The sequence below is a fragment of the uncultured Cardiobacterium sp. genome (genome assembly GCF_938028825.1).
GTDB lineage: Bacteria > Pseudomonadota > Gammaproteobacteria > Cardiobacteriales > Cardiobacteriaceae > Cardiobacterium.
On the sequence record NZ_CALIZP010000043.1, the window covers coordinates 1 to 11,138 of the forward strand.

Annotated in this window: 9 protein-coding genes and 2 pseudogenes; 8 read left to right on the forward strand and 3 right to left on the reverse strand. The window is 64.2% G+C overall.

Annotated elements, in window-relative coordinates; genetic code table 11:
* The first annotated feature begins 265 nt into the window (after positions 1-265).
* The 7 genes and pseudogenes from Q0562_RS06505 to Q0562_RS06535 all read left to right on the forward strand — a co-directional run bounded on the left by Q0562_RS06505 (position 266) and on the right by Q0562_RS06535 (position 7,724).
* Complete coding sequence (locus Q0562_RS06505) at positions 266-1,600, forward strand: M48 family metalloprotease (protein ID WP_298642736.1); 1,335 nt, start codon at positions 266-268, stop codon at positions 1,598-1,600.
* 717 nt (positions 1,601-2,317) lie between these two features.
* Complete coding sequence (locus tag Q0562_RS06510; protein WP_298642739.1) at positions 2,318-3,553, forward strand: DUF819 family protein; 1,236 nt, start codon at positions 2,318-2,320, stop codon at positions 3,551-3,553.
* Positions 3,550-3,729: pseudogene (locus Q0562_RS13765) on the forward strand (AraC family transcriptional regulator); the annotation flags it as partial. The gene Q0562_RS06510 and the pseudogene Q0562_RS13765, both read left to right, overlap by 4 nt.
* A 170-nt stretch (positions 3,730-3,899) precedes the next feature.
* Positions 3,900-4,565 carry a class I SAM-dependent methyltransferase gene (locus Q0562_RS06520; RefSeq protein WP_298642745.1) on the forward strand — a complete coding sequence of 222 codons (666 nt, stop codon included), beginning with the start codon at positions 3,900-3,902 and terminating at the stop codon, positions 4,563-4,565.
* The gene (gene cmoB, locus Q0562_RS06525) at positions 4,562-5,521 is read left to right on the forward strand and encodes a tRNA 5-methoxyuridine(34)/uridine 5-oxyacetic acid(34) synthase CmoB (RefSeq protein WP_298642747.1); all 960 of its coding nucleotides are present in this window, start codon (positions 4,562-4,564) and stop codon (positions 5,519-5,521) included. The genes Q0562_RS06520 and cmoB overlap by 4 nt, the downstream gene beginning before the upstream one ends.
* Positions 5,522-5,585: 64 nt before the next feature.
* Complete coding sequence (proB, locus tag Q0562_RS06530; RefSeq protein WP_298642749.1) at positions 5,586-6,389, forward strand: glutamate 5-kinase; 804 nt, start codon at positions 5,586-5,588, stop codon at positions 6,387-6,389.
* Between the two features lie 84 nt (positions 6,390-6,473).
* Positions 6,474-7,724 (forward strand): glutamate-5-semialdehyde dehydrogenase, encoded by a 1,251-nt coding sequence (locus tag Q0562_RS06535; RefSeq protein WP_298642750.1) that lies wholly within the window; start codon positions 6,474-6,476, stop codon positions 7,722-7,724.
* A 16-nt stretch (positions 7,725-7,740) separates the two neighbouring features.
* Here the strand turns inward: Q0562_RS06535 and Q0562_RS06540 are convergent, their stop codons facing one another.
* From Q0562_RS06540 to Q0562_RS06550, 3 genes are all read right to left on the reverse strand, one after another.
* Positions 7,741-8,163, reverse strand: coding sequence for a nuclear transport factor 2 family protein (locus tag Q0562_RS06540; protein WP_298642753.1), 423 nt, complete (start codon positions 8,161-8,163; stop codon positions 7,741-7,743).
* Positions 8,164-8,225: 62 nt separating this feature from the next.
* A complete protein-coding gene (locus tag Q0562_RS06545; protein ID WP_298642756.1) occupies positions 8,226-8,651 on the reverse strand; it encodes a hypothetical protein in 426 nt (141 codons plus the stop codon).
* An 83-nt stretch (positions 8,652-8,734) separates the two neighbouring features.
* Entirely contained in the window at positions 8,735-9,103 is a 369-nt protein-coding gene (locus Q0562_RS06550; protein ID WP_298642758.1) for a hypothetical protein, read from the reverse strand.
* 384 nt (positions 9,104-9,487) lie between these two features.
* Between Q0562_RS06550 and Q0562_RS06555 the strand changes: the two are divergent.
* A pseudogene (locus Q0562_RS06555) lies at positions 9,488-11,097 on the forward strand (TonB-dependent receptor).
* Positions 11,098-11,138 lie beyond the last annotated feature (41 nt).

Consider the following 11,138-nt stretch of genomic DNA (forward strand, 5'->3'; position numbering starts at 1 on the left):
GGTCATGCGCGCAAGGACGGCGTCCACCCGCTGCCCGGCGAGCCCTTCGGGCACCGGGTAGTAGCGCCGCTCAGCCATCCCCGCCGTCTTCGCCCGCCTGCACGACCGGGACGGTGCCGGCCTGCTCGAAAACAGTCCTCCGGCCAATAAGTAAACCGGGGCTCATGTGCAAACCCGGTAACCACGCCGCTTGGCGGGCCCAGTGTTTACGCCGCTTGGCGGGTCCCGGCTATAATCCGCTTGCCCACATTACCGCGAGACCGCCATGCCCACCCGTTTTCAAGACAAACACCGCCGCGCCCGGCGCGCCAGCCGCCGTTTGCACCTCGCCTTCTGGCTGGGTGTGCTCGGCGTCTATCTCTGCTACCTCCTCATCGTTTCGCCGCTGTTTTACATCATTGGCTTCGCCTTCGTCCCTATAACTGACAGCAACCTCACCGCCCATCTCTTCATGCCGCTCTTCCCAAGTGCCATCGTCGCCTGCTTTATCGTGCACATATCCGGGCTGTTCTCCGCTTACAACAAAAAAAGGCGCGAGCTGGCGCGGCAAAGCGCAGGCGAACAAGCCCTGGCCCTCGGTGCCGACCCCGCCCGCCCTGATGATGACCCGCTTGAAAGCCGCTACGTCAACCTCATCGCCGAACTCAGTCTCGCCGCCAACCTGGATGAACCTGATGCCTACGTCCTGCGCGCCGATGACAGCATCAACGCCTTCGCCCTCAGCGGTCGCGATGGCAGCCTCGCCCTTGCCGTCAGCCGGGGCGCACTCGACAACCTCACCCGCGACGAGCTGCAAGCTGTCCTCGCCCACGAATTCGGCCACATCGAAAACGGCGACCCCACGCTCTACAACCACCTCACCGCCATGCTCCACGGCTACTATGCCGCCAGCACCGAAAATACGGGGAGATTTGGGTCACGCCTCTACACCGACCCCGACACCCAGGCCCTCAGCCTGCGCAGCTTCATCGAAGATGCATACGAGCGCGAAGATAGCGGCTATCCCACGCACCGTTTTAGCATCGTTCTCTACCGCTACGGCCGCTTCATGCAAGCCGCTTTCGCCCGCCAGCGCGAAGAAATGGCCGACGCCCGCGCCGTGCAATACACCCGCGACCCTGCTGCCCTCATCAGCGCGCTGCAAAAAGCCTGGGCCCTGCAAACCCAGGGCATCCACCCGCGGCGCCCGCCGCATGAACGCGCCCATATCTACTTCATTGACTACCGCCGCCCTGACGACAACCCCCAGCTGCGCACCCACCCCACCCTGCAAGAGCGTATCCGCACCTGGGGTGGCCGCATCAGCGACGCCGACCTGCCCGCCATCCTCGCCCGCATCCATGCCTGCCGCAGCAGCCGTGGTGCAGGTCTCCTGCGCCCTGCCGCACCGCCACCCGAGCCGAACCCCGTTTACCCGCTCGAAACCTACTCCCTTCTCTGCACCGCCAGACCGTACCCTGCCCCGGAAGATCACGCCGCCGCGCTGCTCGCCTACTTCGCCTACCACAGCGGCACACCCTATATCGAACTGGAACGCGCCGGCCTTCTCCCAAGCGACCGTCTTGCTGCCTGCCGCCGCGCCTACGACATGCTCGCGTAAAGCGAGCCACTGCTGCGCTTCGCCCTCTTCAACTACATCAGCCTCGGTACCCTGGGACTCGACAACAGCAAAAAACGCCGCCTCGACCCCATCATCCGCCGCCTCATCAAGCACGACGGCCAACTCAGCCGCTACGAACTCGCCGCCTACATCATCTGGCGCGCTGCCTGTATTGCCGACGGCAAGAACGATGGCGACGACGATTACCATGCCCACGAGGATGACATCGCCTACCTGTACAATTTCCTCGCCTGCGACGATCCCGGCGAACTGGACCCGCCGCAAACCACCTACCGCTACCTGCTCGCGAGCAGCGCGCTGCCGCTTAGTCAGGCGCCCGCCTGGCAGCCGCTGAATACCGACAGCACGGCCAGCGGCCTGCAACTCTGCCGCCACTGTGATGCCCTGTATCGCCTCTCACCTGCCACCCGGGAAACGCTGCGTAAAAGTATTGCAGAGCATTACTACGACAACAAACTGCAACTGACCCTGAAACAGGCGTATCTGTACCGCACTCTGCAACTCCTGTTGTTTTTCTGAACACTATCCAGGAGCTAACAGCATCGGCTTTTTCGCCGCTTGATGGGCCCGGTAATCATGCCGCTTGGCGAGCCCGGTAGTCACGCCGATTGGCGGGCCCAATAACCACACCGCTTGGCGGCTCCGCCATGGCGGCTTTGTCTTACAATGCCCGCCCCACTCACAACCCCTCCCATCATGACCCCGCTTATCACTACCCTGCCCGCCGCCTTCGGCCTCATCATGGGCGTCGTCGGCCTCATCTTCGCTACCGGCGACAGCGCCCACCCCTTCTGGCGCCGCTTCTACGCCATCATCCCCGGCATCATCCTCTGCTGCTTTGTCCCGGCAGGCCTCAACAGCGCCGGCGTCTTCGCCCCCGGCCTTGGCAAACAGATTTACGGTTTCGCCGCCACCTACCTCCTCCCCGCCAGCCTCTTTCTCATGACGCTTTCCATGGACGTGCCGAAACTCATCGGCCTCGGCTGGAAAGTGCTGGCGATGTTTTTCACGGCGACGCTCGCCATCATGCTTGGTGGCATCATCAGCTTCACCGTCTTCCACTTCATCGCCCCGGACTGGGTGGACGGCGAACACATCTGGCGCGGCTTCTCCACCCTCGCCGGCAGCTGGATCGGCGGTGCGGCAAACCAGGCGGCGATGAAAGAACTCTATCAGGTGGACGACGCCCTCTTTGGCACCATGCTGCTGATTGACGCCACCCTCGCCTCCGTCTGGCTCTTCGCCATCCTCGCCATGGCGCGCCACGCTGTGCGCATCGACCGCTGGCTGCGTGCCGATACCAGCGGCATCACCGCCGTCATCGACACCGTTGAACGCTACGAACGCGAACACGCCCGCATCACTACCCTGCCCGACCTGATGAAAATGCTCGGCCTCACTTTCGCCGTGGTCGGCCTCGCCCATCCGCTGGGCGGCGCACTCGCGGCGTGGTTCGCGCAATTCCCCCGGGCCGTCGAATACAGCCTGAACAGCGCCTTCTTCTGGCAAGTCATCAGCGTCACCCTCGCCGGTTTCTGCCTCTCCTTCACCCGCGCCCGCCACCTCGACCACGCCGGCGCCTCCAAACTCGGTACGGCGCTCATCTACATCCTCATCGCCGCCATCGGCATGCAAATCCAGCTGCACGGCATTTTTGACCAGTGGCGGCTGCTGCTCGTTGCCGCGTTGTGGCTCGCGGTGCACATCGCCATCGTCTTCGCCGTCGCCCGCCTCATCCGTGCCCCACTCTTCTTCCTCTGCGTCGGCTCGAACGCCAACACCGGCGGCGCCTCATCGGCTGCCATCGTTGCCACCGCCTTCCACCCTGCCCTCGCCCCGGTCGGCGTGCTGCTCGGCATCCTCGGCTACACCCTCGGCACCGTCGGCGGCTACTTCACCGCCGAAATCCTGCGCCACATCGTCGCCCCATGAGTACCGACTACCACCGCCGCCTGCAACCCGTCATCCGCTACCTCGAACAGCACTACCGCGACCCGCCCGACCTCACCACCATCGCGGCGTTGGCATCCCTCTCGCCGTATCACTTCCACCGCATCTTCACCGCCGTAACCGGCGAAACGCTGGCTGCCTACCTGCGCCGCCTGCGGTGGATAACCGCCCCTGCTTCGAGTATTACCACAGCTTCCGGCCGCAGCCCTATGCCGCCGATATCAGCTTCTACGCAGCCGTCGTGCTGTAAACCCGTGCGGGGCGGTGCAAGCCGCCCCGTTTATTGGCGGCGATGTGTATCATTGGCGCTTTCCCACCGGAGCCTGCCATGACCCCACACTTCCGCCCGCAAGATGCCGACAACTGTGATCAAAAAATCGCCATCGTCGTTCCCGGCTACGACACCCTGCATCGCAGCAGCGCCGCCCTGCTCGCCACGCGTCTGCCCGCAGACGCGCGCATCCTCGTCGTCGGTGCCGGCACGGGGGCAGACATCCTCGCCCTGCACCGCCAGCAGCCCGCCTGGCACATTACCGCCGTCGAACCGCTAGCGGAAATGCTCGCTCAGGCGCGTGCCAAAACCGCAGGCATCGCCAACATCCACTACCACCACGGCTACCTTGCCGACCTGCCGCACAATGAACCCTTTGATGCTGCCGTCTGCCATCTCGTCATGCACTTTGTCGCGGAAACGGCCGCCAAGCGCGCCCTGCTTGAACAGATCGCCGCCCGCCTCAAACCTGCCGCCCCGCTGCTGCACAGCGACATCATCGCGACCGACCCCGACGAACTGCCCGTACTCATTGCATACACCCTCGCTGCCGGTATGCCCGCCGCCGGCATCCCGCTGATGCAACAACGCTTCGCTACCGACATCCACGGCATCAGCATGGACGCTTTCGCCGCCCTCGTGCAAACAAGCGGCTTCACCGCACCGCGTCTTTACTTCCGCGTGCCGACCATCGCCGCCTGGCTGCTGGAACGCCGCGCGTGAACCGTCCCGTTTCGCCCGCCCTCGCCCAGTGGCAGCACGCCTGCGCGGAAAAACCGGCACTGGCCGCCGCAGATGAAACCGTCCGCGCCGCCCTCGCCGCCACCAGGCCGCACGGCCAGTTCACCGACTGGCTGGCCGCCGTCCATGCCCTGCCGCACGACCCGGCAGCCACCATCGAACTCAATACCGCCGCCGTCCGTGCCAGCAGCGCCACCGCCCCCTCACCGGAAGCGGGACTGCGCGCGCTGATGCCGTGGCGCAAAGGCCCGTTCGACCTCTACGGTGTCCACATCGACAGCGAATGGCGCAGCGACGACAAATTCGCCCGCCTGCTCGCCGCCGGCGTGGACTTCACCGGCAAGCACATCCTCGACGTCGGCTGCGGCAACGGCTACTTCCTCTACCGCATGCTCGGCGCGGGCGCGCGCTTCGCCCTCGGCCTAGACCCCTCCTGGCACTACTTCGCGCAATACCTCGCCCTGGAAAAACTGCTCGGCCCGCAGCACTGCGCCTACCTGCCGCTGACCCTCGACGACATCACCCCGCGCGACTTCGACCTGACCCTATCCATGGGCGTGCTCTACCACCGCCGCGAACCGCTGCAACACCTCGCCCAACTGCGCGACACCCTGCGCTCCGATGGCCGCCTCATCCTCGAAACCCTGGTGGTCGATGGCGACGCGACGACCGTGCTCATGCCGCCGGAACGCTATGCGGGCATGCGCAACGTCTGGTTCCTGCCGAGCGTGGCGGCACTCACCCGCTGGCTGCACCGCCTCGGCCTAGACCTCGAATACAGCGGCACACCCGTGCCCACCACTAGCGCGGAACAGCGCAAAACCGCCTGGAGCACCGACTGCTCGCTCGCCGACTTCATGCAGCCCGATTTCAGCGCGACCATCGAAGGCCTGCCGCCGCCGCAACGCGTCATCCTCATCGTCCGCAAAAAACGCTGACGCCGTATGCTTTACTGCCTCCGCCCGTGATAGGCTGCCCTTCCCCCTTTCCAAGGAGACATCCATGCAACGCGATTTTTCGGCGGTAAAACGCCTCGTCATCAAAGTCGGCACCAGCTCGCTGGTCGCCCCCGACCGCAGCATCCGCCTCGAACGCATCGACCGCCTCGCCTTCGTCATCAGCGCCCTGACCCGGCGCGGCCTCGATGTGGTGCTGGTCTCCTCCGGCGCGATGGGCTTCGGCCTGAATGTCCTCAATCTGCCGCAGCGCCCGGCGGAAGTGCCGCGCCAGCAGGCGGTGTCCAGCGTCGGCCAGGTGGCGATGATGAGCCTCTACGCACAAATCTTCCGCCACTACCAAAGCACCGTCTCGCAACTGCTGCTGACCCGCGACGTCGTCGAATACCCGACAAGCCTCGACAACGCGCGCAACGCGTTTGCCAGCCTCTTCGCGCTGCGCATCATCCCCATCGTCAACGAAAACGATGCCGTCAGCGTTGACGAAATGGACCACATCACCAAATTCGGCGACAACGACCGCCTCTCGGCGGTGGTGGCGGACATCATCGACGCCGACCTGCTCATCATGCTTTCCGACATTGACGGCCTCTACGACAAAAACCCGGCAGAACACCCCGACGCCCGCCTGCGCCGGCGGGTCAGCCGGATTGACGACGTCACCATCCGCTCGGCGGGCGGCGCGGGCAGCGCACACGGCACCGGCGGCATGGCGAGCAAAATCCGCTGCGCGCAAATGGTCTTCGCCCGCAACAGCCAGATGGTGCTGATGAACAGCCGCGAACCGCGCGACATCCTGCGCGTGCTGGACGGCGAAGACATCGGCACCTGGTTTGTGCAGGAGGCGTGAACACCCATCCCGCCGCTTGACGGATCCAGTCATGACGCCGCTTGGCGGGCCCAATATCCACACACCACACCCGAGGAGTAACCCATGACCACCATCACCGCACTTGGCGAAAACGCCCGCCGCGCCGCCCGCCAACTGGCACAACTCGGCAGCAGCGCGAAAAACCAAGCCCTGCGCGCCGTGGCTGCCGCCCTGCGCGCAAACGAGGACGACATCCTCGCCGCCAACGCGCGCGACCTCGCCTCTGCTGCCGGACACGGCATCAGCGGCGTCATGCTCGACCGCCTGCGCCTCGACGCCGCGCGCATCAACGCCATCGCCGCCGGCGTCGAACAAGTCGCCGACCTGCCCGACCCCATCGGCACCGTGCTGCGCGGCTACACCAACGCCGACGGCCTCGACATCCTGCAAAAACGCGTGCCGCTCGGCGTGGTGGCGATGATTTTTGAAAGCCGCCCGAACGTCGTCGTGGATGCCTTCAGCCTCGCCTGCAAAACTGGCAACGCCATCATCCTGCGCGGCGGCCGCGACGCCCGGCACAGCAACGCCGCGCTGGTGGACGTCATCCGCCGCACCCTGCACGCCGCCGGGATTGACACCGACGCCGTGCAACTGCCGGACGACCCCGACCGCCGTCTCGCCGCAGCGCTGATGCAGGCCACCGACTACATCGACGTCCTCATCCCGCGCGGCGGCGCGCAGCTCATCCGCAGCATCAAAGAAAACGCGCGGGTGCCGGTCATCGAAACCGGCGTCGGCAACGTCCACATCTATGTGGACGAAAGCGCCGACCTCGACATGGCGACGCGCATCGTCGTCAACGCCAAAACCCAGCGCCCCGGCGTCTGCAACGCGGCGGAAAACCTGCTGGTGCACAGTGCGGTGGCGGCACAATTCCTGCCGCAACTGGCGGCAGCAATGGCGGCGGTGCATGCCGTCGAATACCGCGCCGACGCCCGCGCCCTGCTGCTCCTGCCCGATGCTGTTGCCGCCACGGAAGAAGATTACGCGACTGAATTTCTCGACTACATCCTGGCGGTGAAAGTGGTGGACAGCAACCAGGAGGCCATCAACTGGATCAACCGCTACACCAGCCACCACTCCGAAGCCATCATCACCCGCGACCTCGCCAATGCCCGCGCCTTTCAGGAAGCGGTGGATGCGGCGGTGGTGTACGTCAATGCCTCGACCCGTTTCACCGACGGCTTCGTCTTCGGCCTCGGCGCGGAAATCGGTATCTCGACACAGAAAATGCACGCGCGCGGCCCGATGGGGCTGGAAGCGCTGACCAGCACGAAGTACTGCGTCTGCGGCACGGGGCAGATTCGGACATAAGCCGCCGTCCGGCCGGTTATTCCGCCGCTTCCTGTTTGGCAAGTGCCGAGCGGATCAGCATCTGTGTGCCGAACCAGCCCCAGTAGATGCGGTGGCGGTAGATTTTGCCGTCGCGGTGCTGCATGAGTTCGAGGATGTCCACCTGGTTGCCGTCCGGGGTTTGGCGCGGGTATTCCCAGATGAGGATGTCGCCGCCGGTGTAGTAGCGGGCATCGCGGTACCAGCGTACCCATTCGTTCGGGCGGCGGCGCGCGCCTTCTGCGAGGAAGGCGCGGATTTCCGCCCTGCCGCGCAGGGTGCCGTCGTCGCGCTGCATGATGATGGGCACCAGCGGCGATTCGAGTTCGGCATCGTCGTGATAGAGGGCGATGAGGCCGTCGGTGTCGCGGTTTTTCGCGGCGTCGTGCCAGGCGTGGTAGAGGTGTTCTGCGGTGTGCATGGTATTTCTCCGGTTGGGGGTTATCGGGCACCGGGGTCGGTGTTTCGCAAAGTATAGACGTTTTACAGCAGGCGTTGGTCGTCGTCTGCGCCGAAGGGTTGCTGCCAGGCGACGATGGCGTAACAGCGTTTGGGGGTGGTTTTGGTTTCCCAGGCCATGACGCGGATTTGCGGGTAGGGGTTGGTGTATTTGTCGCTGCGCTGCCAGTTGTCGCCAAGCGCTTTGTCCACGGCGGCGGTGATGGCGTCGTCGCTCACGCCTTCGCCGGCGGCAAGCTGCATGCTGCCCGCACGGTTTTCGGCACCGTAGGCGCGGCAGTTGTGGCGGGTGCGGATGGCGGTATTTTGGGTCAGGAAGTAGGCGGGCTCATGGACGCGATAGTTGATGGGCTTGACGCCGGGGATGGTGAGGGTGCTGAGATCGGTAGTATCGGGCCGGTCGCAGGCGGCGAGCAGCAGGACGGAGGCGAGGGCGAGGGTCTTGTGCATGGCGGTTCTCCTCAGGGGGCGCGGGTGTAGAGGCTTTCGAGCGGGCGGTAGCGGCGGCCATCGGCGGCGGTGATGACGTGGTCCTAAGCGGCGATGGCGTAGTAGCGCTTTGGTTTCTTCCTGGTTTCCCAGGTCATGACCCAGGTGTCCCAGGTCCCCCGCTCGGCTTTGCCGCGCTGCCAGTTGTTGCCGAGGGCCTTGTCCACGGCGGCGGCGATGGCGTCGTTGCTCACGCCTTCGTCGGCGGCGAGTTGCCGGCCGTCCAGTACCGCTGCGCGCGGCAGGTCGCCGCTCAGCACCATGATGGAAACGGATACGCTGATGACGGGGTCATTAAGGTATTGGTAGGGGGCGACGCCGGGGATGGTGAGGGCGGAGAGGTCGGTGGTGTCCGGCTGGTCGCAGGCGGCAAGCAGCAGGGCGGCCGTGAGGGTGAGGGCGGTTTTGTGCATGACGGTCAGTACTCCATGAGGTTGAGGAAGGTTTGCGCGTGTTACTGCGGCAGGGCTTGCGGCCATTATCGTCAGTAACGGGCGGGGCGGGAAACAGGGTTATGTGCAGCGGGGATGGCGGGAAGCGGTGGAAGTGCCGGGCTTCAGCCGCCTGCGCACAGAGAATAGTGATGAAAAACTTTCTTATTAGGCTTCGTTTGTTTGCTAAACCGTAACCCTCTATTCATACTTGGAAGTAACGCCATCATGTCAAAACATTTTTTCCTCTCTTCACTCGCCCTTGCCGTCAGTGCCGCCGTCAACGCCCAGGAAGCCACCACGCTGGAAGCGATCAACGTCAACATCGGTCAGGAAGGCGCAAAAAACAAGACCAACGTTGTCGATATGGAAACCCTCGACAAACGCACCGACACCGACCTGCGCGGCGCGCTGCGCGAAGAGCCGTCCATCAACTTCGGCGGCGGCAACGGCACCTCGCAATGGCTGACCATTCGCGGCATCGGCCAGGATCAGGTTGACCTGAAAGTGGACGGCGTCTATTCCGACACGCAGATGTTCCACCACCAGGGCCGCTTCATGCTTGATCCGGCGCTCGTGAAAATCGTCAGCGTGCAGAAAGGCACGGGTTCGGCCAGCGCGGGCATCGGCGCGACCGCCGGTTCCATCGTCGCCAAAACCGTGAGCGCGTCCGACCTCTTGCAGGAAGGGCAGAACATCGGCGGCAAAATCAGCGCCGGTTACTACACCAACAAGGGCGAACAGCTTGGTCTCAGCGCGTTTGGCAAATACGGTGCCTTCGACGGCATCATCGTCACCGATTTCATCAACCGCAAGGACTACAAGGGCGGGCACGGCTATCACAACCTGCTCGGCAACGACAAAGTGCTGAACAGCGGCCTGAAACAGCGCGGTTATCTCGGCAAAATCGGCGTGGATATTACTCCCGAACAGCGCCTCGACCTCAGCTTCCGCCAGGAACGCGATTCCGGCGTGCGCGCCCTGCGCGAAGAATTCGACTTCTCGCAAACCTTCCTCACCGCCAGAGGCGGGCGTCTGACCGCCGAACAGCAGGCACTCGGCTACACCGTCGAACCCGGTACCAACCTCATCAAGGACAGCAGCGGCAACTACGTCAGCAACATCGAAAACAACCAGCCGCGCTACCGTATCGCCACCCAGAATACCACCAACCTCGAATACGAAGGGCGCAACATGGGCCTCATCGACAAAGCGACGGGCAACATCGGCCGCATGACCATCAAGCGCGATGAGCCCGATGAAAAAGCCCATCACGAAATCGAAACCTACAACGGCAACCTCAACCTCGAAAGCGCCTTCACCACGCCGCACGTCTTCAAATACGGCGTCAACTGGCGCTACCAGGAAGGCAAAAGCAGCGGCGAGCGCGCTGCCGGCGTCCATCGCAACCAGAACAAAACCGATCTTGGCTTCTACGGCGAAGCCATCTGGAACCTCAACCCGGTAACGCTGACCACCGGCCTGCGCTACGACCACTTCAACTTCAAACCCAGCGGCGGCGGCGGCAGCAGAAGCAGCGGCAGGCTCAACCCCAGCGTCGGCGTCATCTACGACGTCATCCCCGGCCTCAGCCTGAACGCCAGCCACAACTACGCCAGCCGCAGCCCGCGCCTCTACGAAGTCATGCTCGGCACGGCCGCGCCGTCCGCGCCGACAGCGGTCTCAAGGCCGAACGCGCGCGCAACACCGAAATCGGCTTCGATTACGCCTGGAACGACGCACTCACCTTTGAAGGCAGCTACTTCTGGCAGACCACCAAAGGCATCATCAGTACCGCCACCGAAACCGACGCGCAGGGCAACACCTACCGCCGCATGTTCAACGGCGGCAAACTGAAAAACAGCGGTTACGAACTCGGCGCGACCTACCGCTGGCAGGGGCTGAAAGTCGGCGCGGGCGTCGCATACAGCAAGCCCAAACTCGACGGCGCGGTCGCCGATGACAACTATAGCTAATGGATTTCATTTTTCATACAGATCCTAAATAGCTTGTCGAT

What these genes read in the sequence shown, in the direction of transcription:
- Q0562_RS06545 (WP_298642756.1), bottom strand. Translation starts at nt 8,651, where the DNA reads ATGCACAAGACCCTCGCCCTCGCCTCCGTCCTGCTGCTCGCCGCCTGC.
- Q0562_RS06540 (WP_298642753.1), bottom strand. Translation starts at nt 8,163, where the DNA reads ATGCACACCGCAGAACACCTCTACCACGCCTGGCACGACGCCGCGAAA.
- Q0562_RS06520 (WP_298642745.1), top strand. Translation starts at nt 3,900, where the DNA reads ATGACCCCACACTTCCGCCCGCAAGATGCCGACAACTGTGATCAAAAA.
- Q0562_RS06550 (WP_298642758.1), bottom strand. Translation starts at nt 9,103, where the DNA reads ATGCACAAAACCGCCCTCACCCTCACGGCCGCCCTGCTGCTTGCCGCC.
- proB (WP_298642749.1), top strand. Translation starts at nt 5,586, where the DNA reads ATGCAACGCGATTTTTCGGCGGTAAAACGCCTCGTCATCAAAGTCGGC.
- Q0562_RS06505 (WP_298642736.1), top strand. Translation starts at nt 266, where the DNA reads ATGCCCACCCGTTTTCAAGACAAACACCGCCGCGCCCGGCGCGCCAGC.
- Q0562_RS06510 (WP_298642739.1), top strand. Translation starts at nt 2,318, where the DNA reads ATGACCCCGCTTATCACTACCCTGCCCGCCGCCTTCGGCCTCATCATG.
- Q0562_RS06535 (WP_298642750.1), top strand. Translation starts at nt 6,474, where the DNA reads ATGACCACCATCACCGCACTTGGCGAAAACGCCCGCCGCGCCGCCCGC.